The organism is Actinoallomurus soli (assembly GCF_024055715.1).
Lineage (GTDB): Bacteria > Actinomycetota > Actinomycetes > Streptosporangiales > Streptosporangiaceae > Actinoallomurus > Actinoallomurus soli.
Window position 1 is genome coordinate 167,922 of record NZ_JAMXMV010000013.1, and the last position, 25,074, is coordinate 192,995.

Annotated in this window: 28 protein-coding genes; 17 read left to right on the forward strand and 11 right to left on the reverse strand. The window is 71.4% G+C overall.

The window, feature by feature from the left end:
• The first annotated feature begins 131 nt into the window (after positions 1-131).
• Positions 132-965, forward strand: coding sequence for a pentapeptide repeat-containing protein (locus NDW01_RS28625; protein ID WP_252827166.1), 834 nt, complete (start codon positions 132-134; stop codon positions 963-965).
• 509 nt (positions 966-1,474) lie between these two features.
• Here NDW01_RS28625 and NDW01_RS28630 read toward each other — a convergent pair.
• From NDW01_RS28630 to NDW01_RS28650, 5 genes are all read right to left on the reverse strand, one after another.
• Positions 1,475-2,680: an acyl-CoA dehydrogenase family protein gene (locus NDW01_RS28630; protein WP_252826393.1), complete on the reverse strand. Its 1,206-nt coding sequence runs from the start codon at positions 2,678-2,680 to the stop codon at positions 1,475-1,477.
• A 13-nt stretch (positions 2,681-2,693) separates the two neighbouring features.
• Positions 2,694-3,773 carry a methyltransferase gene (locus NDW01_RS28635; protein WP_252826405.1) on the reverse strand — a complete coding sequence of 360 codons (1,080 nt, stop codon included), beginning with the start codon at positions 3,771-3,773 and terminating at the stop codon, positions 2,694-2,696.
• A 1-nt stretch (position 3,774) separates the two neighbouring features.
• Positions 3,775-4,500 carry a hypothetical protein gene (locus NDW01_RS28640; RefSeq protein WP_252826416.1) on the reverse strand — a complete coding sequence of 242 codons (726 nt, stop codon included), beginning with the start codon at positions 4,498-4,500 and terminating at the stop codon, positions 3,775-3,777.
• Positions 4,501-5,163 carry a TenA family transcriptional regulator gene (locus NDW01_RS28645; RefSeq protein ID WP_252826418.1) on the reverse strand — a complete coding sequence of 221 codons (663 nt, stop codon included), beginning with the start codon at positions 5,161-5,163 and terminating at the stop codon, positions 4,501-4,503.
• A gap of 71 nt (positions 5,164-5,234) precedes the next feature.
• On the reverse strand, positions 5,235-5,693 hold the full coding sequence (locus NDW01_RS28650; protein ID WP_252826420.1) for a PaaI family thioesterase: 459 nt from the start codon (positions 5,691-5,693) through the stop codon (positions 5,235-5,237).
• Between the two features lie 553 nt (positions 5,694-6,246).
• On the opposite strand from NDW01_RS28650, the gene NDW01_RS28655 reads away from it, so the two are divergent.
• From NDW01_RS28655 to NDW01_RS28665, 3 genes are all read left to right on the forward strand, one after another.
• Positions 6,247-7,203 (forward strand): DMT family transporter, encoded by a 957-nt coding sequence (locus tag NDW01_RS28655; RefSeq protein ID WP_252826430.1) that lies wholly within the window; start codon positions 6,247-6,249, stop codon positions 7,201-7,203.
• Positions 7,204-7,246: 43 nt separating this feature from the next.
• Positions 7,247-7,837: a helix-turn-helix domain-containing protein gene (locus NDW01_RS28660; RefSeq protein ID WP_252826442.1), complete on the forward strand. Its 591-nt coding sequence runs from the start codon at positions 7,247-7,249 to the stop codon at positions 7,835-7,837.
• A 92-nt stretch (positions 7,838-7,929) separates the two neighbouring features.
• Positions 7,930-8,448 carry a GNAT family N-acetyltransferase gene (locus NDW01_RS28665; protein WP_252826455.1) on the forward strand — a complete coding sequence of 173 codons (519 nt, stop codon included), beginning with the start codon at positions 7,930-7,932 and terminating at the stop codon, positions 8,446-8,448.
• Between the two features lie 139 nt (positions 8,449-8,587).
• On the opposite strand, the gene NDW01_RS28670 is transcribed toward NDW01_RS28665, so the two are convergent.
• The gene (locus NDW01_RS28670) at positions 8,588-9,943 is read right to left on the reverse strand and encodes an aspartate aminotransferase family protein (RefSeq protein ID WP_252826457.1); all 1,356 of its coding nucleotides are present in this window, start codon (positions 9,941-9,943) and stop codon (positions 8,588-8,590) included.
• Between the two features lie 14 nt (positions 9,944-9,957).
• A complete protein-coding gene (locus NDW01_RS28675; RefSeq protein ID WP_252826469.1) occupies positions 9,958-10,461 on the reverse strand; it encodes an Lrp/AsnC family transcriptional regulator in 504 nt (167 codons plus the stop codon).
• A 153-nt stretch (positions 10,462-10,614) separates the two neighbouring features.
• Here NDW01_RS28675 and NDW01_RS28680 point away from each other — a divergent pair, with 153 nt between their 5' ends.
• The 7 genes from NDW01_RS28680 (at position 10,615) to NDW01_RS28710 (ending at position 18,250) form a co-directional block, all read left to right on the forward strand.
• Complete coding sequence (locus NDW01_RS28680; protein ID WP_252826471.1) at positions 10,615-12,045, forward strand: gamma-aminobutyraldehyde dehydrogenase; 1,431 nt, start codon at positions 10,615-10,617, stop codon at positions 12,043-12,045.
• The gene (locus tag NDW01_RS28685) at positions 12,042-13,172 is read left to right on the forward strand and encodes an ABC transporter ATP-binding protein (RefSeq protein ID WP_252826483.1); all 1,131 of its coding nucleotides are present in this window, start codon (positions 12,042-12,044) and stop codon (positions 13,170-13,172) included. Before NDW01_RS28680 ends, NDW01_RS28685 begins: the two co-directional genes overlap by 4 nt.
• A complete protein-coding gene (locus NDW01_RS28690) occupies positions 13,169-14,395 on the forward strand; it encodes a polyamine ABC transporter substrate-binding protein (RefSeq protein WP_308211801.1) in 1,227 nt (408 codons plus the stop codon). Before NDW01_RS28685 ends, NDW01_RS28690 begins: the two co-directional genes overlap by 4 nt.
• Before the next feature lie 3 nt (positions 14,396-14,398).
• Positions 14,399-15,253, forward strand: coding sequence for an ABC transporter permease (locus NDW01_RS28695; protein WP_252826485.1), 855 nt, complete (start codon positions 14,399-14,401; stop codon positions 15,251-15,253).
• 64 nt (positions 15,254-15,317) lie between these two features.
• Positions 15,318-16,145 carry an ABC transporter permease gene (locus NDW01_RS28700; protein ID WP_252826487.1) on the forward strand — a complete coding sequence of 276 codons (828 nt, stop codon included), beginning with the start codon at positions 15,318-15,320 and terminating at the stop codon, positions 16,143-16,145.
• 7 nt (positions 16,146-16,152) lie between these two features.
• The gene (locus NDW01_RS28705) at positions 16,153-17,550 is read left to right on the forward strand and encodes an NAD(P)/FAD-dependent oxidoreductase (RefSeq protein ID WP_252826489.1); all 1,398 of its coding nucleotides are present in this window, start codon (positions 16,153-16,155) and stop codon (positions 17,548-17,550) included.
• A gap of 79 nt (positions 17,551-17,629) precedes the next feature.
• Positions 17,630-18,250 carry an ABATE domain-containing protein gene (locus tag NDW01_RS28710; protein WP_252826491.1) on the forward strand — a complete coding sequence of 207 codons (621 nt, stop codon included), beginning with the start codon at positions 17,630-17,632 and terminating at the stop codon, positions 18,248-18,250.
• 23 nt (positions 18,251-18,273) lie between these two features.
• Here NDW01_RS28710 and NDW01_RS28715 read toward each other — a convergent pair whose 3' ends face one another.
• Together NDW01_RS28715 and NDW01_RS28720 are read right to left on the reverse strand one after the other, a co-directional pair.
• Complete coding sequence (locus NDW01_RS28715; protein WP_252826493.1) at positions 18,274-18,738, reverse strand: TetR/AcrR family transcriptional regulator; 465 nt, start codon at positions 18,736-18,738, stop codon at positions 18,274-18,276.
• Positions 18,739-18,972: 234 nt separating this feature from the next.
• Positions 18,973-19,707 carry an SDR family oxidoreductase gene (locus NDW01_RS28720; RefSeq protein ID WP_252826502.1) on the reverse strand — a complete coding sequence of 245 codons (735 nt, stop codon included), beginning with the start codon at positions 19,705-19,707 and terminating at the stop codon, positions 18,973-18,975.
• A gap of 99 nt (positions 19,708-19,806) precedes the next feature.
• Between NDW01_RS28720 and NDW01_RS28725 the strand changes: the two genes are divergently transcribed.
• Positions 19,807-20,139: an ArsR/SmtB family transcription factor gene (locus tag NDW01_RS28725; RefSeq protein WP_252826504.1), complete on the forward strand. Its 333-nt coding sequence runs from the start codon at positions 19,807-19,809 to the stop codon at positions 20,137-20,139.
• Positions 20,140-20,171: 32 nt separating this feature from the next.
• On the opposite strand, the gene NDW01_RS28730 is transcribed toward NDW01_RS28725, so the two are convergent.
• Entirely contained in the window at positions 20,172-21,119 is a 948-nt protein-coding gene (locus tag NDW01_RS28730) for a GlxA family transcriptional regulator (protein ID WP_252826506.1), read from the reverse strand.
• Positions 21,120-21,305: 186 nt separating this feature from the next.
• Between NDW01_RS28730 and NDW01_RS28735 the strand changes: the two genes are divergently transcribed.
• The 4 genes from NDW01_RS28735 to NDW01_RS28750 all read left to right on the forward strand — a co-directional run bounded on the left by NDW01_RS28735 (position 21,306) and on the right by NDW01_RS28750 (position 23,580).
• A complete protein-coding gene (locus NDW01_RS28735) occupies positions 21,306-21,977 on the forward strand; it encodes a DJ-1/PfpI family protein (protein WP_252826578.1) in 672 nt (223 codons plus the stop codon).
• A 38-nt stretch (positions 21,978-22,015) separates the two neighbouring features.
• Positions 22,016-22,495, forward strand: a complete 480-nt coding sequence (locus NDW01_RS28740) for a hypothetical protein (RefSeq protein WP_252826590.1) — start codon at positions 22,016-22,018, stop codon at positions 22,493-22,495.
• 147 nt (positions 22,496-22,642) lie between these two features.
• A complete protein-coding gene (locus tag NDW01_RS28745; RefSeq protein WP_252826593.1) occupies positions 22,643-22,861 on the forward strand; it encodes a hypothetical protein in 219 nt (72 codons plus the stop codon).
• Positions 22,858-23,580, forward strand: a complete 723-nt coding sequence (locus NDW01_RS28750) for a DUF3159 domain-containing protein (protein ID WP_252826603.1) — start codon at positions 22,858-22,860, stop codon at positions 23,578-23,580. The genes NDW01_RS28745 and NDW01_RS28750 overlap by 4 nt, the downstream gene beginning before the upstream one ends.
• Before the next feature lie 33 nt (positions 23,581-23,613).
• Here NDW01_RS28750 and NDW01_RS28755 read toward each other — a convergent pair whose 3' ends face one another.
• Positions 23,614-24,075, reverse strand: a complete 462-nt coding sequence (locus NDW01_RS28755) for a MarR family winged helix-turn-helix transcriptional regulator (protein ID WP_252826635.1) — start codon at positions 24,073-24,075, stop codon at positions 23,614-23,616.
• A gap of 54 nt (positions 24,076-24,129) precedes the next feature.
• Between NDW01_RS28755 and NDW01_RS28760 the strand changes: the two genes are divergently transcribed.
• Complete coding sequence (locus tag NDW01_RS28760) at positions 24,130-25,053, forward strand: alpha/beta hydrolase (RefSeq protein WP_252826646.1); 924 nt, start codon at positions 24,130-24,132, stop codon at positions 25,051-25,053.
• The last annotated feature ends 21 nt before the right edge of the window (positions 25,054-25,074 follow it).

Here is a 25,074-nt window from a genome sequence, read left to right on the forward strand (position 1 = left end):
TCTGAGCCGAACGCTCTGAGCCGAAGGCCTCTGAACGGCACGCGGGCTCCGGCACGGCGCCAGGTCCCGGACAATGAAGGTCCGTGCCGGGCGCCGCGCCCGGAGCCGAGCCCAGCCAGGAGAGCGCGCCGTTGCCCCGCGAACGCCAGACCATCCCCCTCACGACGGCCCGTACGGACCTGCGCGCCGACTGCGGACGCTGCCAGGGGCTGTGCTGCGTGGCGCTGCCGTTCGCGGCCTCGGCCGGCTTCGCCATCGACAAGGACGCCGGACGGCCCTGCCCGAACCTGAACGCCGACTTCCGCTGCGGCATCCACGCCGACCTGCGCGGCAAGGGCTTCTCCGGCTGCACCGTCTTCGACTGCTTCGGCGCCGGGCAGCAGGTCTGCCAGGTCACCTTCGCCGGACAGGACTGGAGGGAGTCGCCCGGCACCGCCCGGCGGATGTTCGCGGTGTTCGCCGTCATGCGGCAGCTCCACGAGATCCTGTGGTACCTCGCCGAGGCGCTCGCGCTGCCCGCCGCCCGCCCGGTCCACGGCGAGCTGCGCCGGGCGCTGACCGACACCGAACGCCTCACCCGCGCCGGCGCCGAGGAGCTGGCCGAGGCGGACGTCGCCGCGCACCGAGCCCGCGTCAATCCGCTCCTGCTGCGCGCCAGCGAGCTCGTACGGGCCGGGGTGCCCGGCCGCCCCAAGAACCGCCGGGGCGCCGACCTCATGGGGGCGCGGCTGCGCGGCGCGGACCTGCGCGGCGCCGACCTGCGCGGGGCCTACCTCATCGCCGCGGACCTGCGGAACGCCGACCTGCGCACGGCCGACCTGATCGGGGCCGACCTGCGCGACGCCGACCTGCGGGGAGCGGACCTGACCGGCGCGATCTTCCTGACCCAGGCCCAGGTCAACGCCGCCCGCGGCGACGCCGCCACACGGCTGCCGTCCGCCTTGACCCGCCCGGCGCACTGGTGACCCGCACGGCCACCCGTGACCGGCCTTGTCCGTACGATCCGGCGCGCCGGGCGCCGTCACCAGGCGGGCAGGAGCGAGCCGCGGGCCGTGACGGCGGTGTTCGGATCGGCGGCGAGGGGGCAGGGGACGCGCCGGGCCGGGACCGGCGCCCGTGACCGGGGAACGACCGAACGTGGAGCCGCCCCGCCGCATCGGCGACAGGCCCGGCGCTTCGACGTCCCGTGGGACTGGCATCCCTTCGACGGACCGGCGCGCGCGAACCGAGCTGGCCCTTGACGCTCCTGTACCGCGGCGGTCCCGCCGACGAGGCGACGGCCGCCGCGGCCGCTCACGCGACGCGCACGGGTTCCCATCGAGAAGAAGTCAGGCGCTGGAGCGAACTGGCACGGGCGAGACCCACCCGCGCAAGCGGTAGGCGCCCGCCGGACGCGGGCCCGCCGTGGCGGACGACCGGCCGTCGACGGCGGTGCGGCGGTCCCTCCGGCCCGTGGCCGGATGCGCGCGGGCCGTCAGATCAGGCCCTCGGCCGACAGCGGGTGCCGGGCCAGGGCCTTGTCGACGCCCAGCCACAGCGCGCCCGCCATCTCCATGATCTTGGGCTGGCCCATGAGGTGCTGCCCGATCGTGGTCAGGTCGCGCTGGTGGCGCTCGAGCGGGCAGCGCCGGTAGATCGAGGCGCTGCCGACGACGTCCGCGAGGAGGCGTACGGCGTCGCGGCAGGTCCGGATCGTGTGCATGTGCGCGCCGACCAGCGCGGCCCGCAGGCGCAGCGACGGCTCGGCGCCGGTCTCCAGCGTCGACCACAGTTCGCCCAGGACGTCGTACTGGTAGCTGCGGGCGGCACCGACCATCGCGTGGACCTGGGCGACGCCGGCGCGTACCCGCGGGTCCTCGCGCGCCGGGCGCATCTCCGGGACGAGCATCTTGTCGGCCAGGATCTGCTCGGCGGATCGCAGCGCGGCGCGGGCGATGCCCAGCGGCACCCCGGGAAGGTTGGCGAAGAACATGCCCGGCCACGCGTAGAGGGTGCCGGCGCGCCGGCGGCGGCGAAGGTCGCCGAACCGGAAGGTCTGCCCGGCCGGGACGAACGCGCCCTCGACGGCGTAGTCGTGGCTGCCGCTGCCGGCCAGCCCGGTGGTGTGCCAGGTGTCGAGGATCTCGAACTCCCCGGCCGGCAGCATCGCGACGCGGGTCTCCGGCCGCCCGTCCTCCGTCATCACGGGGGCGCCGTCCTCGAACACCAGCGCGCCGCCGATGATGACGTCGGCGTGCGTGCAGCCGCTGCCGAACTGCCAGCGGCCCTCCAGCCGGTAGCCGCCCGCCACCCGGTGCAGCCGGCCGGCCGGGACGATCCAGCCCGCGGTGATCATGTCCAGGTCGGGGTAGAGCCCGCGGGCGACGGAGTCCTCCAGGGGCGCGGTGTAGAAGCCGCCGTCCGAGCCGATCATGGCGCACCAGCCGGCCGCCCCGTCGGCCGCGGACAACTCCTCGATGATCTCGGTCTGGGTGCGGATGTCCACCTCCGGCCCGCCCCAGGCGCGCGGCATCGCCATGCGGAACACGCCCGTCGAGCGCAGCGCCTCCACCGCGCGCGGGGTCAGCCGGCGGCCGCGTTCGCCCGCCTCGGCCTCCTCGCGCAGGACCGGGGCGACGGCGCGGGCGGCCGCCAGGATCGCCGGGCCGTCCAGGACCGTGGTGTCGGTCGGGAGCGTCATGCGCGGTGCCTCCTCAGGCCGGGGTCGCCTCGATCACCCGGAAGTCCAAGCGGGGAAGGGCGGTCAGCCGGACCTGCTCGAACCCGGCGGCGTCGAGCAGCCGCTCGAACTCCCGCTCCGTGCGCTCCCGGCCGCCGGTGGCGACGAGCATGTGCAGGTCCAGCAGCAGGTCCCGGGTCTCGGCGGGGTCGCCGGGAGTGACGCGCTCGGGCACGGCCCGTTCGATCACGAACAGGCGGCCGCCCGGCGGCACCGCGGCGCGGACGTTGCGGAGGATCGCGGTGGCGCGCTCGTCGTCCCAGTCATGGAGGATCTGCTTGAGCAGGTAGGCGTCGGCGCCCGCGGGCACCGAGACGAAGAAGTCGCCGCTGACCACCTCGCACCGCGCGGCGACACCGGCTTCGGCGAGCGTCGTGGCCGTCGCGGCCAGGCCGGTCGGCACGTCGAACACCACGCCCCGTACGCCCGGATGGGCTCGCAGGACGTGGGAGAGCAGGGTGCCGTCGCCGCCGCCGACGTCGACGACCGTGCCGAAGCGCGACAGGTCGGCCGCGGCGAGGATGCCGGGCGCGGCGTCCCGGGTGTGCTCGGCCATGGCCCGGTTGAACGTCGCCGCCTCCTCGGGCTCGCGCGCGTAGTACTCGATCCAGGAGACCCCGTGCGCCAGGTCCCAGGCCGGCTCTCCGGTGCGCACGCTGGGCACCAGTTCGTCCCAGCTCCGCCAGACCGCCGGGCCGCACAGCATCCGCACGAGTTCGCGGATGGAGTCCGGGGCGTCCTTGCGCAGGGGCCGCCCGGACTCGGCCAGCTCGAACCGGTCCGTCGCGGTCTGGGTCACCAGCCCCATCCCGGCCAGGGCCAGCAGCAGCCGCCGCAGCGACGGCCCGTGCGCGCCGGTGCGCTCGGCCAGTTCGGCCGTCGTCAGGGGCCCGTCGCCGAGCAGGTCGGCCAGGCCCAGCTCGGCGGCCGCGTAGACGGTCTTGGCGGCCATCGCGTGCAGGACGGTCTGCATGAGGCGGGCCGGCGCCGGCCGCCCGTTCGAACCGGCGGCCGTGCCGCCGGCCGTGGCGGCGTCCTGATCCGTCGAGCCCACCTCACACGCCCCCGAGCTCGTCCGTCGCGCGCGGGGCCGACCGTTTCACGTCGGCGGCGATGCTCTTCATCGTGACCTTCCGGTGGAAGTAGTGGTAGCTGCGGGCGAGGGCGTAGTCGATGTGCTCCCTGCGGTCGGTCCTGAAGTAGGTGACGTAGTCGCAGATGGCCGCGTCTCCCAGCAGGTGCAGGGGCTCGTGCCGGACCGGGAGCGTTCCGAAGTCGACGAACAGGGGCAGGACCTCGTACCGGACCAGCCCGGCGACGAAGTCGAACCCCTTGGTGTACGACAGCAGGGCGCAGTTCTTCAGGATGATGCCCAGGAGGAGATCGCCCTGGTAGGTCTGCTCGACCGCGACGTTGTTGACCTGGAGGATCTTCCTGCCGGACGCTCCGGGGATCGTCCGGTGGAAGACCGAGTCCGGGGCGACCGGCGTGAGCCGGAAGATGGCCACCGCCTGATCGCGGTAGGTGACCTTGTAGCAGCTCGACGTGGTGCTCGGAAGGAAGTCCTCGCTGTAGAGCCCGAGCGGCTTGAGGGCCTTCTCCAGGAACTCCCGGTACTCATCGTGCTCGTGCACGTCCTGGATCTCGCAGGTCTGGTACTTGCGCACCTCCCGCAGGACCGACTCGTCGGCGGGGGCGGCGACCAGGGTGATCGGGGACGTCACGTCGCGGTTGGCGAGGATCGCGTCGTCTTCCAGGTGGAGACCGTCGTAGGTGATCATCTAGGAGGTGGCGCTCATCACGTCGCGGAACATCTGGCCGTAATAGTGGATCGTCATCCGCCTGCCCTGGATGACCTCATCGAGGTCGGAGTCCCCGACCAGCAGTTCGTCGACGGCCTTCTTGACGTCCTCGATGTGCCGGGTGTCGAACCCGCCGTGGCTCCTGATGAAGGTCACCTGGTCGCGTTCCAGGCCGTACTGCTGCCTGAGCGTGTCCGCGATCACCTTGCCCAGGTCCGCGCCGAGCCCCTCGGTCAGGCTGGCCACGCCGAGGATGCCCAGCGGGCTTCCGTAGGTCGCCATGTAGTAGTTCTGTGCGACCAGGCCCCAGGAGCCGGGCATCGGCGGGACGGCCAGGACCCGGTCGACGTCCTCGCCGAGGTTCCGCAGGTCGTTGACGCAGAACAGGTCGTGGTTGTTCTCCTCGCGGACCTGGTCGAAGAACCAGTCCCGCAGTCCGCGGTACTCGTCGCCGAGACGCGCTCCGGCCAGCGACAGCATCCGGGAGGTGTGGCGGACCATGTGGTACGTCTCGCGCAGATAGCTGATGTAGTGCTCGCGCTTCATCCCGCCGCCGAGGACGAGTTCGATCAGCGGGTTGTTCTCGATCTCGCTCGTGAACTCCCTGTCGGTGGCGGACAGCAGTCTCTCGAAATTGCTCATGCGCGGCGTTCCATCCTTCGAGGCCCGCTGGGCGGGCGAGAGGCGGCGTGATCTGCGAGGCGGCGGGACCGCTACCGGGACCCGGAGTCGTGGTCCGGGCCGTTGGGGAAGGGGGTCAGGCGGTAGGTCCCGATCGCCCGGGCCAGGGGCCGACTGGCCTGGTCCATGAGCCGTGCCTCGAGAAAAGCGGACGTATTGCCCATTGAGGTGATGCGGCCTTCGCCGAAGATCCGGCCCACGGGAACCGGCTTGACGAAGTCGATCGACATCGAAATCGTGACGGGCAGGAACCGCGCGTCGGTGAGCCCGACAATGGCCGAGCCCATGCACTCGTCGAGCATGGCCGTGATGAATCCGCCGTGGACGCTTCCGCCGGGATTCGTGAAAGCCTCGGTCGTGGTGAACGACAGATGGATCGAATCCGAGTTCTTGTCGAGTTTCAGCAGCGTCCAGTCGACCAGCGCCGCGACCTGCGGTCGGTCGCCCAGGCGGTCGAAGATGGTCTCTTCCGTCGTGTTGGTCTCAGGCACGAACGAGTCGCTTTCGTTGATACTTCAACGGGCCTCGGCCCCCGAAGCCCGTCCGTCCGTAATTCGCGTCGGCGAGGCACCCGGCCTCGCCCGACAGATTCAATGACTTCATGATCTTTGTCAAGTCAACGATGACGCCGATCCGTCCACTCTATGTACGCGCACGGTGGCCCAACGCCTCTGGCGCGGTGAATCACGGCCGTTCTCGTGAATTCCACAGGTCCCGGAACACGCGTCCCATGATTGGGAGCGAACGCCCCATCTTTTACAGATGGCCCGAATATCGACTGCCGGCCGGGACGCGGCCGGCCGCGGAGACCGGATCCGGCCAGCGATCCGGCGGCCATGCGCGGGTCGTACCGATCCCGGGCCGCGGCTCATGGGGCTTGCCGTGCCGTTGGCTTAGAGTGAGGCCCATGTGTACGGCAGCGCTTGCGCCTCCGACCCTCTAGACGGGTCGCGATCGAGACCGCACGTCGATGAGCGTATCGACGTGCCGGCCGGTCGTGCCCGCGCAGGCGACCACGACCGCTCTGCTCCGTCTGGAGATTCTGTGTCGAAAACTGCCGTTACGACGCCGTCCGCCGTACTGAGCGCTCCACGCTCGGCGCCACGCGGACTCATCTATCTCGCGATCGCCGGGTCCACCTGGGGGACGACCGGGGCCGCGGTGGAGGTCGTCTACAGGTCGAGTGACCTGGGGCCGATGGCGATCTCCTTCTGGCGCTTCCTTACGGGAATGGCGCTGCTGGTCGCGGCACGGACACTGCGCCGTTCCCGCAGACCCCGCACGTCCCAGCCGGTACGGCGGCGGGTGCTCCTGCCGACGGGGACGGGCATCGGCCTGGCGGTGTTCCAGACCGCTTACTTCGGCGCCGTCCGGGACACCGGACTGGCCGTCGGCACCATCGTGGCCTTGGGCGCCGCTCCCGTGTTCGCCGCCGGCGGCGGGCGGCTGTTCCTGGGCGAGCGCCTCGGACGCGGAGGGTTCCTCGCCGTCGGCGGCGCCCTGGCCGGCCTCGCGATCCTCGTCCTGGGAAATCAGCAGAGCGTCGTCCGTCCCGTCGGCGTCGGGCTCGCGCTGCTGTCGGCGGCCGGATACGCCGTGACCAACGTCCTGGGCCGCTGGACCGGGCGACACGGGACCGGGGAGAACCCCTACACCCTGACCGTAAGGTCGTTCGGCATCGGCGCGGCCATCATGCTTCCCTTCGCGTGGGGTGAAGGGCTCTGGCCGCACACGGCGCACCTCGGCCGGGTCCTGCTGATGATCCTGTACGTGGCCGTCGTCACGACGGCGCTCGCCTATCCGCTGTACTTCGCCGGCGCGGCCGTCGTGCGGGCGGCCACCGCGGCCGTGGTGATGCTGATCGAGCCGGTCAGCGCCGCGGTACTGGCGGTCGTGCTGTTGGGCGAGCGGCTCACCGACGCCACGGTCGGCGGCACAGCGCTGCTGCTGGCGGCCATCACCGGCCTGGCGATCGCCGAATCACGCCCGGCGCGGAGCTGACAAGAGCACGACCTTCTCTCAATTCTGGGATATCTTCCCCTATATGGGAGAAGAGAGCCCGGTCCAGGAGCGCGGGCCGGATGGGGTGGACGCCCGGCTGGCGGCCCGGCTGGCGGAGCTGCGCGTCGAGCGTGGCTGGTCGCTGGAGGAGCTGGGCCGCCGGACGGGGGTGAGTCGTTCGACCCTGTCGCGGTTGGAACGCGGCGAGATCAGCCCCACCGCCGCCCTGCTCGGCAGGCTGTGCGCGGCCTACGAGCGGACGATGTCACGCCTCCTCGCCGAGGTCGAGACCGACCCTCCCCACGTCGTACGGGCCGGTGAGCAGACCGTGTGGCGGGACGAGGCGTCGGGTTTCGTGCGGCGGTCGGTGTCGCCTCCGCACCCCGGCCTCCGCGGCGAGGTCATCGAGGGGCTGCTGACCCCGGGCGCGGACATCTCCTACGACGGACCGCCCGTCCCCGGCCTGGAGCAGCACATCTGGGTGCTCGAAGGGACCCTGGAGATCGGCGCCAACGGGCACACGTACCGGCTGGGCGAAGGCGACTGCCTCCGGTTCCGGTTGTGGGGCCGGTCGCGTTTCCGCTGCACCGGAGCCGAGCCGGTCCGCTACGTCCTGCTGGTGGTCCTGCCGTGACGTCCTTCACCGCGCGAGAGTCCGGTTCGGGCGCCGTGCGGCCGCTGACCCAGTCCCCTCCCCCATCGCCGGCCGGCGAAGGAGATCCCCCGGTGCACGCCATCACCCGCCTGTCCGCCGCCGAGTTCACCGCCCGCGTGCCGGACCTGGCCGACCTCCTGATGGACGCCGTCGCCGGCGGTCACTCCCTCGGCTTCGTGGAGCCGTTCGAGCGCGGCGCCGCGCTCGACTGGTGGCGGGCGCGCACCCCGGCCGTGGCCGACGGGAGCCTGCTCGTGTGGGCCTGCCCCGGCCCGCGGGGCGTCGACGGGACCGTCGGCCTCGCCCTGGAATCCAAGCCCAACGGCCGGCACCGCGCCGAGGTGGTCAAACTGATGGTCCACCGCGACGCGCGGGGCCGGGGACTGGGCCGGGCGCTGCTGGCCACCGCCGAGCGTGCCGCCGCGGAGCTCGGCGCCGGGCTCCTGCTCCTGGACACCGAGACCGGCAGCGTCGCCGAGAGCCTCTACACCACCGCCGGCTGGACGCGGTACGGCATCGTTCCGGACTATGCGAGCGACCCGTCGGGCGTGCTGCGCGACTGCAGCTTCTTCTACAAGCGCCTGCGGTGAGCCCGGCCGCGCGCGCCGGGAAGGACCGCCCGGCGGAGGGACGAGCGAATGCGTCGCCTGGTCGTCGCGGGCCGGTCCGGCACCACCTCGGTGACATGAGGTCAGGAGGTGATGCCGGGCCGGAGGGCCTGCCGCCGGCTCAGAGCCGGGACCAGGCCTCGGTCAGCGTCGCGCGCAGGATCCGCTCGATCTCGTCGAAGTGCTCCTGGCCGCAGATCAGCGGCGGGGCCAGCTGGATCACCGGGTCGCCGCGGTCGTCGGCCCGGCAGACCAGGCCGGCGTCGAACAGCGCGGAGGACAGGAAGCCCCGCAGCAGCCACTCGGACTCCTCGCCGCTGAAGGTCTCCCGGGTGTCCTTGTCCTTGACGAGTTCGATGCCGTAGAAGTAGCCGGCGCCGCGGACCTCCCCCACGATCGGCAGGTCGGTCAGCTTCTCCAGGGTGGCGCGGAAGGCGGCCTCGTTCTCACGGACGTGGTCGAGGACCTTCTCCTTCTCGAACAGGTCGAGGTTGGCCAGGGCGACCGCGGTGGAGACCGGGTGCCCGGCGAAGGTGATGCCGTGCAGGAAGGTGGCGGGCCCGTCGGCGAACGGCTCGACGAGCCGGTCGCTGACCATCATGCCGCCGAGCGGCGAGTAGCCGGAGGTGACGCCCTTGGCGAAGGTGATGATGTCGGGTTGGTAGCCGTACCGCTCGGCGCCGAAGTAGTGCCCGAGCCGCCCGAACGCGCAGATCACCTCGTCGGAGACCATGAGCACGCCGTACTTGTCGCAGATCTTCCGGACCCGCTCGAAGTAGCCGGGCGGCGGTGGGAAGCAGCCGCCGGCGTTCTGCACCGGCTCGAGGAAGACGGCGGCCACCGACTCGGGGCCCTCCCGCAGGATGGCCCGTTCGATCTCGTCGGCCGCCCACTGCCCGAACCGCTCCGCGGAGTCGCCGTACTCGGGCGCGCGGTAGAAGTTGGTGTTGGGCACGCGGACCGAACCCGGCACGAGGGGCTCGAAGGGGTGCTTGATCGGGGCGAGGCCGGTGATCGACAGGGCGCCCATGGAGGTGCCGTGGTAGGCGATGTCGCGGCTGAGCACCTTGTAGCGGCCGTGCTGCCCGATCAGCTTGAAGTAGTTGCGGGCCAGCTTCCACGCCGACTCGACCGCTTCGGAGCCGCTCGCCGTGAAGAAGACCCGGTTCAGGTCGCCGGGGGCCAGGGCGGCGAGCCGCTCGGCCAGCTCGATCGCGCCCGGGTGGGCGTAGGACCACAGGGGGAAGTAGGCCAGCTCTCCGGCCTGGGCGCCCGCGGCGTCGGCGAGCTCGCGGCGGCCGTGCCCGAGCTGGGACACGAACAGGCCGGACAGGCCGTCGAGATAGCGCCGGCCCTTGTCGTCGTAGACGTAGGCGCCCTCCCCGCGGACGATGACGGGAACGTCGGCGTCCTTGTAGGACGACATCCGGGTGAAGTGCATCCACAGATGGCGCTTGGCGGCGTCCTGGAGGTTCATCTTTCTGCTTTCTCTCAGCGGGTTCCCCACGCGTAGGTCTGCTTGCGGAGCTTGAGGTAGACGAAGCTCTCGGTGCCGGCCACACCGGGCACCGCCCGGATCCGGCCGAGGAGGTCGAGCAGGTGGTCGTCGCTCTCGCACACGATCTCGACCAGCAGGTCGAAGGAGCCCGCGGTGATCACGACATAGTCGATCTCCTGGAAGCCGGCGAGGGCGTCGGCGACGCTCTCCAGGTCGCCCTCGCAGCGGACGCCGATCATGGCCTGCCGGAAGAAGCCCAGCGAGAGCGGGTCGGTGACCGCGACGATCTGCATCACGCCCGACTCCAGCAGCCGCTGGACGCGCTGCCGTACGGCGGCCTCGGACAGGCCCACCGCCTTGCCCAGCGCGGCGTACGAACTGCGGCCGTCCGCCTGGAGCAGCTCGATCAGTTTCTTGGACGTCTCGTCGAGGGCGTTGTTGCCCGTGCGCCGTCCGTTCGCCACCGGCCGTGCGGGTGGCCCTTGATCGTCGGTCATCGCGACCTCCCTTGCTGCGACATCGTGGCAGATCAGCTCCAGAAGTCAAGGATTTCGTCGTGAAATCTATTCGTAACAACGGAATCGCTTGTTTTGGGAGGTTCGTTCTGTCAGGGTCGGCTCATCACAGCCTGTAGACCCCGGAGGCCGACCGTGACCTTGCGGAACTTCGTGGGCGGCGAGCACGTCGATGCCAAGGACGGCCGCACGTCCGACGTGATCGATCCCAGCACCGGCGAGACGTACGCCCAGGCGCCGCTGTCGGGGCCCGCGGACGTCGACGCGGCGATGACCGCCGCCGCCGCGGCGTTCGAACAGTGGCGCGACGCCACGCCCGGCGAGCGGAGCCTGGCCCTGCTACGGATCGCCGACGCCATCGAGGCCCGGGCCGAGGACCTCGTCCAGGCCGAGTGCCGCAACACCGGCAAGCCGCTGCAGCTCACCCGGGACGAGGAGGTCGGCCCCATGGCCGACGAGTTCCGGTTCTTCGCCGGCTGCGCCCGGCTGCTGGAGGGACGCTCGGCCGGGGAGTACATGACCGACCACACCTCCATGATCCGCCGCGAGCCGATCGGCGTCTGCGCGCAGGTCACGCCGTGGAACTACCCGATGGTCATGGCGACCTGGAAGATCGCGCCGGCGCTGGCGGCGGGCAACACGGTCGTGCTCAAGCCGTCCGACACCACGCCGGTCACCACGCTCATGCTCGCCGAGATCGCCGCGGAGTTCCTGCCGCCGGGCGTGCTCAACGTCGTCTGCGGCGACCGTGACACCGGCCGCGAGCTGGTCGGCCACCCGATCCCGCAGATGATCTCGGTCACCGGCTCGGTACGGGCGGGCATGCAGGTCGCCCGGCAGGCGGCCGGCTCGCTGAAGAAGGTCCACCTCGAACTGGGCGGCAAGGCCCCGGTGCTCGTCTTCGACGACGCCGACGTGGCCAAGACCGCCCGCGGCATCGCCGAGGCGGGGTACTTCAACGCCGGCCAGGACTGCACCGCCGCCACCCGGGTCCTGGCCACGCCCGGCGTCTACGACGACCTGGTCGCCGCGCTCGCCGAGCGGGCCCAGGCCACGCGGGTCGGCCCGCCGAGCGACGAGGACGCCTTCTACGGCCCGCTGAACAACGCGAACCAGCTGGACCGCGTCACCGGCTTCCTGGACCGGGCGCCCGCGCACGCCGAGGTGGTGGCCGGCGGCGGACGCGTCGGCGACCGCGGCTACTTCTACGCCCCGACCGTGGTCACCGGCCTGCGCCAGGACGACGAGATGATCCAGAGCGAGATCTTCGGCCCGGTCATCACCGTCCAGCGCGTCGCCGACGAGGACGAGGCGATCAGCATGGCCAACGGTGTGCCGTACGCGCTGGCCGCCAGCGTCTGGACGCGCGACCACGGGCGGGCGATGCGGATGTCCAAGCGGCTCGACTTCGGCGCCGTGTGGATCAACACCCACATCCCCTTCGTCTCCGAGATGCCGCACGGCGGCTTCAAGCACTCCGGCTACGGCAAGGACCTGTCGATGTACGGCTTCGAGGACTACACGCGGATCAAGCACGTCATGAGCTACATCGGAGCCGGGGAATGACCGAGCTGCGCGAGACCGAGGCCGCCACCGCCGCGAAGGTCGCCGCGATCGAGCTGCGCGGCGTCGTCAAGAGCTTCCAGTCCCACGGCGAGACGGTCACCGCCGTACGGGGCGTCGACCTGACCATCGCCGAAGGCGAGTTCTTCTCCCTGCTGGGCCCGTCCGGGTGCGGCAAGACGACGACGATGCGGATGATCGCCGGGTTCGACGAGCCCACCGAGGGCCAGATCATCCTGCACGGCGGCGACGTCGTCGGCGTGCCGCCCAACCGCCGCGACGTCAACATGGTCTTCCAGTCCTACGCGCTGTTCCCGCACATGAGCGTGTTCGAGAACGTCGCGTTCGGGCTGCGTCGCAAGAACACCCCCAAGGACGAGGTCACCCGCCGCGTCGGGGAGATGCTGGAGATCGTGGACCTCGCCGGCCGGGAGAAGCGCCGGCCGCGCGAGCTGTCCGGCGGCCAGCAGCAGCGGGTCGCGCTGGCACGCGCGCTGGTCAACCGCCCGCGGGCGCTGCTGCTGGACGAGCCGCTCGGCGCGCTGGACCTGAAACTGCGCCAGGCGATGCAGGTCGAGCTCAAGCGCATCCAGCGCGAGGTCGGCATCACCTTCGTCTACGTCACCCACGACCAGGGCGAGGCGCTGACGATGTCGGACCGCATCGCGGTCATGAACGAAGGCGTGATCGAGCAGCTCGGCCCGCCGCGGCAGGTCTACGAGCGGCCCGCCACCGCCTTCGTCGCCGGCTTCATCGGCACCTCGAACGTGCTGTCCGGCACCGTCGCCCGCGCCGACGGCGACACGGCCGTCATCGAGCCGGGACCCGGCGAGCGGATCCTGATCCCCGGTGCCGCTGCGGAGGCCGGCGGGACCGTCGAGCTCACCGTACGGCCCGAGAAGATCGCCATCGGCCTGCACCCTCCGGACGGGGAGGCGTGCGCGCTGCGCGGCACCGTCACCGAGGTCGTCTACCTCGGCACGTTCACGAACTACACGGTCCGTACGTCCACCGGCGCCGAGGTCGTGGTCTTCGTGCAGAACGCCTCCTCCGCGGACGACGTCGCCGCGTCCGGGGACACCGTCTGGCTCTCCTGGGAGCCCCGCCACTCCTACGCGATCGGAGCATGATGAACGAGATCAACCCCGAGCTCCTGCGCGGCATGACTCGGAGCCGGCGCGACGCCCTGCGGCTGTTCGGCCTGGCCGGCGCCGGTCTCGGCCTGGCCGCCTGCGGCGTCAAGGGCACCAAGGCCGCCCCGGCCAAGCAGAGCGACGTCCAGAAGTACTGGAACGGCAAGACCAAGCACGGCCACGTGAACTTCGCCAACTGGCCGCTGTACATGGACAAGGGCCGTACCCCGCTGAAGCAGTTCACCAAGGAGACCGGCATCTCGGTGACCTACCGGGAGGTCATCCAGGACGACCCGTCATGGTTCGGCAAGATCCAGCCGCAGCTGCAGGCGAACCAGTCGATCGGGTACGACCTGATGGTCATCACCAACGGCGTGTCGTTCACCAAGCTCACCGAGCTCGGCTACCTCGTGCCGCTGGACCACTCCAGGATGCCGAACTTCACCAAGAACGCCGGCGCCGCGTACAAGAACGAGTCCTTCGACCCGGACAACGTCTACAGCGTCCCCTACCAGACCGGGATCACCGGGATCGCCTACGACCCGACGAAGACCGGCCGGGAGATCACCAGCCTCGCCGACCTGTGGGACCCGAAATTCAAGGGCAAGGTCGGGATGCTGTCCGACGTCCAGGAGATCGGCAACTTCGGGATGATGGCGGTCGGCGTCAACCCGGAGCAGTCCACGCCGGACGACTGGAAGAAGGCCGGCGCCAAGCTGAAGGAGCAGCGGGACCAGGGGATCGTCCGCAAGTACTTCGACCAGGACTACATCGACGCGCTGACCCGCGGCGACATCTGGCTGTCCATGGCGTACTCCGGCGACATCTTCCAGCAGAACCTCTCGGAGGGGTCGAACCTGAAGTTCGTCATCCCGAAGGAGGGCGGCACGATCTGGACCGACAACCTGACGATCCCCAAGACCGCCGAGAACCCCGTCGACGCCATCACGCTGCTGGACTACTTCTACCGGCCGGACGTCGCCGCCCAGCTCGCCGAGATCGTCAGCTACGTCACCCCGGTCCCGGGCGCCAAGGAGGTCCTCGCGGCCGAGGCGGCCAAGGCCACCGGGTCGCGGAAGAAGACGCTGCAGACGCTGTCGGACAGCCCGCTGATCTTCCCCTCCGACGCCGACTACGCCCGGCTCCACCACTACCGGAAGATGACCACGGCGGAGGAGCAGCAGTACAACGCGGTCTTCCAGCAGATCACGGCGGGGTGACCGATGCGCAGACGTCTCGCGCCGTACCTGCTGGTCCTGCCCGGTGGGCTCTGGCTCGCGATCTTCTTCGTGCTGCCGATGGTCGTGATGCTGTCGTTCTCGCTGATGCAGGGCGACGTCGTCAACGGCTTCCAGCTCACCTGGCACTGGCAGAACTACACCGACAGCCTGTCGGCCTACGACGACCAGCTGATCCGCTCCCTGGTGTACGGCCTGCTGGCGACGGCGGCGTGCGTGCTGCTCGCCTACCCGGCCGCGTACTGGATCGCCTTCCGCGGCGGCAGCCGCAAGTCGACGTACCTGTTCCTGATGCTGCTGCCGTTCTTCGTGTCGTTCGTGCTGCGGACGTTCTCCTGGAAGTTCCTGCTGGCCGATGACGGCATCGTCCTGGGTCCCCTGAAGAACGCCGGGCTGCTGCCCCAGGACTTCCACGTGCTCGCCACCGGCTTCGCCGTCGTGGCCGGCCTCACCTACAACTACCTGCCGTTCATGGTGCTGCCGATCTACGTGGCGCTGGAGCGCGTGGACCCGCGGCTGATCGAGGCGGCGCAGGACCTGTACGCGGGCCGGGCGCAGGCGTTCCTGCGGGTGGTGCTGCCGCTGTCGGTGCCGGGGGTGTTCGCGGGCGTGCTCATGACGTTCGTCCCGGTCAGCGCCGACTACGTCAACGCGACGGTGCTCGGCGGCACCAACAACACGATGATCGGCAACGTCATCCAGAACCTCTACCTGGTGAACAACGACTACCCCCAGGCCGCGGCGCTGTCGTTCGCGCTGATGGCGATCCTGCTGATCGGGATCTTCGCGTACGCGCGGGCGCTGGGCACCGAGGACGTATTGGAGGTGGCGGCCAGATGACCGAGCGAAGCGAGGGAATCACCAGGCACAGCACCTTGGTCATGAGGCCGACGAAGGAGGCCTCATGACCACCATGACGCAGGCCGGGCCCGCCGTCCGGGCACGGCGGGGCCGGCATGGCTGGGGCGACCGGCTCCTGTACGCCTACACCTGGCTGATCATCGTCTGGCTGTGCCTGCCGATCGCCGTGATGATCGCGTTCGGGTTCAACAACGCCAAGGGGCGCCTGAACCTGACGTGGCAGGGCTTCACGTTCACGTGGTACGGCAAGCTTTTCGCGGTGCCGGACCTGACGACGGCGCTGGTCAACTCGCTGACGATCGCGGTCCTGGCGGCGCTCGGCGCGACGGTCCTCGGCACGCTGATCGGCTTGGCCCTGGGCCGGTTCCGGTTCCGCGGGCAGGGCGCGCTGAACCTCGTGCAGTTCGCGGCGATCTCCGCGCCGGAGACGGTGATGGGCGCGTCCCTGCTGTCGTTCTTCGTCCAGCTGGGTGTCGGCCGCGGCTACCTGACGATCCTCGTCTCGCACATCATGTTCTCGCTGTCGTTCGTGGCGGTCACGGTACGGGCGCGGGTGCTGACCCTCGACCCGTTCGTGGAGGAGGCCGCGCAGGACCTGGGCGCGAGCGGCTGGACGACGTTCCGGCTCGTCACGCTGCCGATGATCTTCCCGGCGGTGCTGGCCGGCGGGCTGCTGGCCTTCGCGCTGTCCATCGACGACTTCATCATCACGAGCTTCAACAGCGGCTCCACCCTGACGTTCCCGCTGTGGATCTGGGGCGCGCAGAAGAACGGCCTGCCGCCGCAGGTCAACGTCATGGGAACCCTCATCTTCCTGGCGGGCGTCCTCCTCGCGGTGGGCAACGCGGTGCTCGCCCGCAGGCGGCGGTGATCCGGAGATGAACGTCCTGGCGGCCCTGGCCGAGGCCGAGCCCGCGCCGTACTGGCTGGCCGACCCGGCGGCGCCCGAACCCGCGCCTGCGCTCGTCGGCCCGACCTCCTGCGACCTGGCCGTGGTCGGCGCGGGCTACACCGGACTGTGGACGGCGCTGCGGGCCAAGGAACGCGACCCGTCCCTGGACGTGGTCGTCGTCGAGGCGGACGTGGCGGGCGGCGCCGCGTCCGGCCGCAACGGCGGGTTCTGCGCGGCCAGCCTCACCCACGGACTCGGCAACGGCCTGGCCCGCTGGCGCGAGGAGATGCCCGTCCTCGAGCGCCTCGGCCGGGAGAACCTCGACGGGATCGAGGACACGGTGCGGCGCCACGGCATCGACTGCGACTTCGAGCGCACCGGTGAGCTCAGCGTCGCGACGGAGGACTGGCAGCTCGACGGCCTGCGGACGCTGGCCGAGGAGTCCGCCGCCCTCGGCCGCCCCGCCGAGCTGCTCGACGCCGACGCCGTCCAGGCCGAGATCGCCTCACCCACCTACCAGGGCGGGCTGTGGGACCGGGACGGCGTCGCGATGGTGCATCCGGCCAAGCTCGCCTGGGGACTGCGGCAGGCGTGCCTGACGGCCGGCGTCCGGCTGTACGAGCGCACCCCGGTCGACGCGGTCGAGGACGAACACCACGGCCGGCTGCGGCTGCGCACGCCGTACGGCTCCGTCGAGGCCGAGAAGGTCGCGGTGGGCACGGGCGCCTTCGCCGGGCCCCTGCGCCGCCTGCGGCACTTCGCCGTTCCGGTGTACGACTATGTGCTGGTCACCGAGCCGCTGCCCGCCGACCGGCTCGCGTCGATCGGCTGGCGGAACCGCCAGGGCGTCGGCGATGCCGGGAACCAGTTCCACTACTACCGGCTCACCGCGGACGGCCGGATCCTGTGGGGCGGCTACGACGCCATCTACCACTTCCGCGGCGGGGTGGCGTCCGAGCTGGAACGCCGCCCGCAGACGTTCGCGACGCTCGCCCGGCACTTCTTCGCGACGTTCCCGCAGCTGGAGGGGGTCCGCTTCAGCCACGCGTGGGGCGGCATGATCGACACCTGTAGCCGTTTCTGTGCGTTCTACGGCACGGCGTACGGCGGCCGGCTGGCGTACGCGGCCGGTTATACGGGCCTGGGCGTCGGCGCGACGCGGTTCGGCGCCGACGTCATGCTCGACCTGCTGTCCGGCGCGGAAACCGAGCGCACCCGGCTGGAGATGGTGCGTTCCAAGCCGATGCCGTTCCCGCCCGAGCCGCTGCGCTACGGCGTCATCCAGCTCACCCGCTGGTCGCTCGCCCGCGCCGACCGCCACCGGGGCCGCCGCAACCTGTGGCTGCGCACCCTCGACCACCTGGGCGTCGGCTTCGACTCCTGAGCGGCTCCGGAGGGACGGCGGAGCGGCCGTATAACGCATGGCCGCGGGGAGTTCCGTTAGAGCGCGGTAGGGTGCGGCCATGGGAACGAGCGCGCCGCTGCTGGGCGAACCGCTGCCCATCGAGCTGATGAACACGGTCTGGGGCGACCGCGACGGCGTGCACGACGCGCTCGACGGGCCCGCCGGCGCCGCGGCGTGGCTGCGGGCCGTTCTTCCCCGCCTGGCGCCGATGACCGCGTCCGACCTGGACGACCTGACCGCGGAGGACGCCGGGGACCTGACGGGGCGGCTGCTCCGGCTGCGGGACGCCCTGCGGCGCCTCGCGGCCGAGGCCACCGGCGACCCCCGGCCGGCGGCGACGGCCCCGATCCGGGACCTGGAGGCGGCCGTCGCCGTCGTCAACGAGGCGGCCGGCGCGGTACCCCGGTGGGCGGCGCTGACATGGACGCCCGGCGGAACGCCCGCTCGCCTCATCCGCGCCGGCGGGCGGGCGCCCGCCGCGGCGGTGTCGGCCATCGCCGAAGAGGCCGTCGACCTGTTCGGCCGCCCCGACCGGCTGCGGCTGCGTGCCTGCCTGGCCCCCGGATGCGTCCTGTACTTCCGCAAGGACCACCCTCGCCGTGAGTGGTGCTCCGCGGCCTGCGGCAACCGGGTCCGCGCGGCCCGCCACTACCGGCGCCACCGCCGCTCGGCCTCCTGAGGCCGGGCCGCCTCGCCGTTCGCTCACTGTCCGGGTTGAAGGCCGGACAGGGTGGTCCGCACGAGGCGCCGGACCGCCGCCGCGTCCTGGAGACGGGCGGCTGCGGCCAGTGCGTGCAGGCAGTAGACGGCCAGTTCGTCGGCCGGAACGTCCCGGCGTACGGCGCCGGCCTCCGCGGCGTCGGCCACCAGATCCCGGATGAAGTCGCGCAGACGCTGGTGGGCGGCGGCGACATGATCGCCGCGGTCGAGCTCGGCGGCGATCTCGGAGTCGTGCCGTCCCGGGTGCGAGATCGCCGCCGCGTACGCGGTCAGCACCGTCTCCAGCCGCCGCATGGCGCCTTCCGTGCCGTCGCGAACCTGGAGCAGCCGGTCCAGATGCCGGTCGATCTCACGGTCATGCCAGGCGCGCAGGATCGACTCGACGTCGGGGAAGTACTTGTACAGCGTCGCTCGCCCGACGCCGGTGTCCTTGGTGATGCCCGACATCGTCACGCCCGTTGGAACAGACCGGACGGCGTGACGCCCTCACCGTCACCTGGCGGCCGGTAGCGCCGGATGAGACCCCCGGCACCTGAGCGCCCTGATCGGCCCCACCTCGACCGCCCGGGTCGTTACTCCATCGCGGCCTCCGCACCCGCCTAAGGCCTGCGCGAGCCCGGGGCCCTCCCCGCGCTCCCTTCTCTGTTGCCTGGGCCGCCGCCGATGTCGAAACGGTGTCGACTAGGCGGCGAAGCCGCCGTCGATGGTGAGGCTGGCGCCGGTGACGAAGGCGGCCTCCGGGCCGGCGAGGTAGGAGACCAGCGCCGAGACCTCTTCCGGCGTCCCGATCCTGGGCAGCGCCAGCCATTTGGTCATGGCGTGGGCGGCGGGACCGTCCACGGTCATGCTGTCGTTGGCGGTGGGGCCGGGTTGGACGTTGTTCACCGTGATGCCGCGGGGTCCCAGATCTCGGGCCAGGCCGCGGACCAGGCCGGCGACGGCCGCCTTGGTCATGGCATAGGCGGCCGCTCCGGCGAAGGGGGCCCGCTCGGCGTTGACGCTGCCGATCGTCACGATGCGGCCGCCGTCGCGGAGGTGGGGCAGGGCCGCTCGGATGGTGTGCACGACCCCGCGCACGTTAACGTCGATCATCTGGTCGATCTCCTCGGCGGGAAGGGTGTCGATGCCTCCCGCACGGGCCACGCCCGCGTTGGCCACCACGACATCGAGCCGCCCCCATCGGTCCAGGGCGTGCTCCACCACCCCGGCGATGCCGGCGGGATCGGCCGCATCGGCCTCCAGGCAGAGCGCGTGGCCCTGATGGGCGTTCACCTCGTTGACGACCTGCTCGGCCCGGTCCCGCTTGGTGGCGTAGGTGAAGGCCACCCGCATGCCATCGGCCGCCAGTCGGCGCACAATGGCCGCGCCGATCCCCCGAGAACCTCCAGTGACCAGCGCCACCTTGCTGTCGTCCATGTCATGACCTCGATTCGACAGACAACGAATACATCGATGGGTATCGAACAGTACGATAGTCATCGACATGATGGCGAAACGACGCCCTGAGGGAGCATCGTGCTGATCGATGAGACCCACCCCGTCACGGCCGACCTGCGACTACCGAAGGTCTTGGCGGCCTTGGCCGACCCTGCGCGGTTGCTGATGGTGCGCGCCCTGAACCGCGTGGGGGAATCGTCGTGCACCCGGCTGCAGCAAACGGCCGGCCTGACGATCAGCCGGTCCACGTTCTCCCACCACCAGCGGGTTCTGCGCGAATCCGGGGTGATCCAGGTCAGGGTGAGCGGTTCTCAGCGCATCCTCAGCCTGCGCCGCGACGACCTGGACGCCTGTTTCCCCGGCTTGCTGAACGCCGTGCTCCACACCGCCTCCAAGTTCATCGAAACCTGACCTGCCGGCCGAACGGGTCGTTCCAGTCGTGTTCAGCGCGAGCCGCGGAAGGCGGCCCGATAGGCATGCGGGGTGGTGCCGGCGACGCGCTTGAAGCGCTCGCGGAAGGCCGTCGCGGATCCGAAGCCGGCCTGGGCGGCGATCCGCTCGACGGAGTGGTCGGTGTGCTCGAGCAGGTACTGCGCCCGCCTGACCCGGGCCCGCAGCAGCCACTGCAGGGGCGTGGTGCCGGTGTGCTCGCGGAAGCGGCGGCTGAAGGTACGGGTGCTCATGCCGCAGCGGGCGGCCATGGCCTCCAGGGTGAGGTCCTCCCCCAGGTGGTCCTCGATCCAGGCCAGCGTCGGTTCGAGGAGCGAGCCCCGGGGTACCGGGTGGCGCTCGTGGACGATGTACTGCGCCTGGCCGCCCTCCCGCTCCAGCGGCGTGACGGCCAGGCGCGCGGCGTCGGCCGCGACGGCCGAGCCCAGGTCGCGGCGGACCATGTGCAGGCACAGGTCCAGGCCCGCGGACGCGCCGGCCGAGGTGAGCAACTGCCCGTTGTCGACGTAGAGCACGTCGGGCCGCAGCTCGACCTTGGGGAACATCTCGGCGAAATGCTCCGCAGCGGTCCAGTGCGTGGTCGCGGCCAGACCGTCCAGCAGGCCCGTGGCGGCCAGGATGAAGGCGCCGCCGCAGATCGAGGCGATGCGCGTGCCGCGGGCGGCCGCGTCCCGCAGCGCCTCCAGGACGTCGGTTGACGGTGGCCCGGCGGTCTCACTGCGGCCGGGCACGATGATCGTGTCGGCATCCGTGAGCGCCTCCAGCCCCCACGGCGGGTGGATCGTGAAGATCTCGGTCGACACGTGCGGCTGGGGGCCGCAGGCCCGGACCCGATACGGACGGCGCCCGTCCGGTAGGCGGACCCGGCCGAAGACCTCGACCGGAACGGCCATGTCGAAGACCACCGTCTCATCCATCACCAGAACCGCCACCGTATGCACGAACGCAGCGTACGCCGGATTCCAGCCAAGGCGTAGCCGTGCATTGGAATGGCTGGGAAGATGAAATCCGCAGCTCAGTGAGTTGGCGAGAACTCGTTCAAATCTGTCGATCCAGCCTGTGGTCCGCGCGCATCGGGTCTCCTAGCGTGAGCGCGGCAGTAACGGAACGACAGAGACGAGACATCGATGCTTGCGCAATTCGTCCTCTTTGATGGCTTCGACCCGCTGGATATCGTCGCCCCGTTCGAGGTGTTCAGCGCCGCCGGCCTGTTCACCGAGCAGGTGAGCGCCGAACTGGTCGCCGCCGACGGACCGCGGGAGGTTCCCAGCGGCATCCCCCACGTCTCCCTGCCGGCCACCGCCGGCCTGGACCCCGACCGCGCGGACCTGATCGTCGTTCCCGGCGCCTCCGGCCGATCCGGTGCGCAGGATCAGGACGAGGTCACCGACGAGGACTGGCCGGCCACGGTCCCCGCCGTCCTCGGCCGCACCCTGACCACCGGGCTCCCGGCGCTGCTGGGTAAGGCCATGGCCGCCCCCGGCACCACGGTGGCCACGGTGTGCGGCGGCTCGCTGCTCCTGTCGATGGCCAGGCTCATCCAGGGCCGCAACGCCATCACGCATCACCAGGGCCTGGACGCGCTCGGCGCGAGCGGCGTCAACGTCATCCGGGCCCGGGTCGTCGACGACGGCGACCTGGTCACCTCCGGCGGCGTCACCTCCGGCCTGGACCTTGGGCTGTACCTGCTGGAAAGGGAGGTGGGGCCGAAGATCGCCCTCGCCGTCGAGGAGCTGCTCGAGCACGAGCGCCGCGGTGTCGTGTGGCGCGACCTCGGTCCCGTCCCGCTGAGCGCCTGACCCCGTTCCCTCTCTCAGACCGAAGGCACACTCCGGCGATGACCAAGATCCTCCTCATCCTCCACGTACTCGCGGCGGTCATCGCCGTAGGCCCGGTCACCGTCGCGGGCAGCATGTTCCCCGCCGCGGCCCGCAGGGCCGCCGACGCGTCCGGCGGGACCGAGGCGACCGCCGTCGTGCGGCTGCTGCACCGCATCTGCCGCGTCTACGCCGTCGTCGGCCTCGCCGTTCCCGTATTCGGATTCGCGACCGCCGGCAGCCTGCACGTCCTCGGCACGCCCTGGCTGATCATCTCCATCTTCCTCACCGGCGCCGCCGCACTCGTGCTCGCGCTGCTGGTGCTCCCGGCTCAGGAGACCGTCCTCGTCGGCCTGACCGGTGCCGGCGCCGCGACGGCGACGGGCATCGAGCCTGCGCTCATCAAGCGACTGGCCATGCTGACCGGCACCTTCAACCTGCTGTGGGCCACGGTCACCGTTCTGATGATCGTCCGCCCCGGCTCCACCACAGGAGTGTGACCCATCACCGCGCCCACGACCCCGACGTCACGGCACATCCGCAGGCCGCTGCGCGTCTCCGCGACCGTCGAACTGGTCAGTCTCGCCGTCCTGCTCGCCAACCTGGCGACCGCGCACGTACCCCAGATCGCCGCGCTGTTCGGGCCCGTGCACGGCATCGCCTGGCTCTTCGGCGTCTTCGCCACCTGGCGCGACCCGCGCCGGACCACCGGGATCGCGGTGCGCGCCGCGGTCCCCGGCATCGGCGGCCTGCTCGCGCTCCGCGCCCTGGATCGCGCCGACGAGCAGGCCCGGAGCCCGCACACGCCGGCGGATCCCGCCGCCGGTTCCGGACGGCACGCCGCCCCGACGCGAGGGCGGTCATGAGGACTTCGCCCAGTGAGCCCCGGTCGCAGAACCATCACAACCCCGACGCGGCGTCGCCCCCGGTCCAGCACGACACGGCCGCGCGCGCGGTGGCGACGGCGATCGGGCGGGGCGGCCGAGTCTCCTCACTGGTGACCACGGCGGCCCCCACCCTCATCTTCGTCGTGGCCGACGGCATCGGCGGACTGCGGGCGGCCCTGATCGCGACCGTCGCCGCCGGTCTCCTCGCCCTCGGCTGGCGGCTGCGCGCCCGGCGGCAGGTCGGGCATGCGGTCCTCGGCGCGCTCCTCGCCCTGCTCTGCGCCGCGACGGCGGCGGGCACGGGGCAGGCGAGAGGTTTCTTCCTCCTCCCGATGCTGCTTCCGGCGGCCGCGACGGCGGCCTGCCTCCTGTCCGTGTTCGCCGGCCGCCCCCTGGCCGGCCTGGTCGCGAACCGGATCGTGGGCGGCCCGCCCGACTGGCGCTCGCACCGGCCGCTCCACCGCTTCTACCTGCGGGCGACCCTCTGCATCTCCGTGGTGAGCTTCGCGAGCCTGGCGGCACAGGTGGCCCTCTACCGCCTTTCCGCGGTCACCTGGCTCGGGATCCTGCACATCCTCATGGCACCGCTGTGGGCCGGCGTCACGGCCGCCTCGATCGTCCTGTCGCGCATGGCCGTGACCCGCCACCGGCACCCGGCCGCGGCGAGACCGGCCGACCGGGCCGCGACGGACCGATGACCGAGGGCGCCGCCGACCGCGCCCACGGGATCGTCAGCCCGTGGGCGTGCCGATCTGGTCGCGTTCGAGGACGGAGCGCAGCTTCGAGAAGGCCTGGGCGGCGGTCGCCACCGCGGCACGGTCGAGAGCGCCTCCGATCAGCTCGGCCAGCGCATCGGTGACGGTCGCCTCCGCCGCGTCGACGAGCCGCGATCCGTCGTGGGTCAGGGCCAGCAGCGAGGACCGGCGATCGGATGGATTCGGCTGCCGGACGGCCCATCCCTGCCTCTCCAGACGGTCGACGCTCTTGCTGGTCGCCCCGATGCCGATGGCGAACTCGGCGGCGAGGTCCGCCACGCGGGACCCCGGGTGGTCGCGCAGGTAGCGCAGGGCCTCGAACTGTGATGTGACGATCCCGTGCCGTTCCCGGAGACGGTCGTTGAGGGTGTTGTACAGGCGCGTCTCGCATCGGACCAGGTCGGCGAAGAGGCTCAGCAGGTCGTCAGCGTCACTCAACTTAGATTCCTTGGCATATAGTGCGATGGAAGCTATTTCGAGGAGAGCATACCCATGAGCAGGGAACAGCGCGCCAAGGTCGACGCGATGATGCGGCAGCCGCGCCCCGCAGGTCCCAGGTCGGTCGAGGCGCTCCGGACCGGGTTCAAGGCGCTGATGGCGCAGATGCTCGTGCCCCGGGACATCCGCACCGCGCAGACGACGCTCGGAAACCGGCCCGCGCTGCGTGTCGAGCCGGGCGATGGGCCGCGCGCCGGGACGATCCTGTACTTCCACGGCGGCGCGTGGGTGTTCGGCTCTCCCGAGACCGCCCTGTCGCTCACGGGGCACCTGGTGGCCAAGACCGGCCTCGGGGCCTACTCGGTGGACTACCGGCTCGCCCCCGAGCATCCGTTCCCGGCCGCGATCGAGGACACCCTGAGCGCCTACCGCGCCCTCCTCGACAGCGGCGAGGATCCCTCGGCCATCGCGTTCGCCGGTGACTCCGCCGGCGGCGGCCTCGCCGTCACCACCTGCCTCGCCGCCCGCGACGCGGGCCTTCCGCTTCCCGCCGCCATCGTGGCGTTCTCCCCGGGCCTCGACGCCACCCGAACGGGCGAGAGCATGGACACGAAGGAGGGCATCGACCCGATCTTCACCCGTGCGGCCGTCGAATACACCGGGGCCATGTACCTCGCGGGAGCCGACCCGAACCAGCCCCTGCTCAGCCCGGCCGTCCTCGCCGACCTGACCGGCTTCCCCCCGATGCTGATCCAGGTGGGCACCAACGAGATCCTCCTGGAGGATTCCACGCGCCTGGCCGCACGCGCGAGAGAAGCCGGAGTGGACGTCATCCTGGACGTCACCGCCGACGTGCCGCACGTGTTCCAGTCGTTCGCCGGCGTCCTGGACGAGGCGGACGAGGCGCTCGACCGTGCGGCTCTCTTCCTCGCCCAGCGCGTCCACGCCGAAGGCACGGCGCACGCGTCAGCGGAGTAGCCCCGCCTCCGGCCCCCCGGG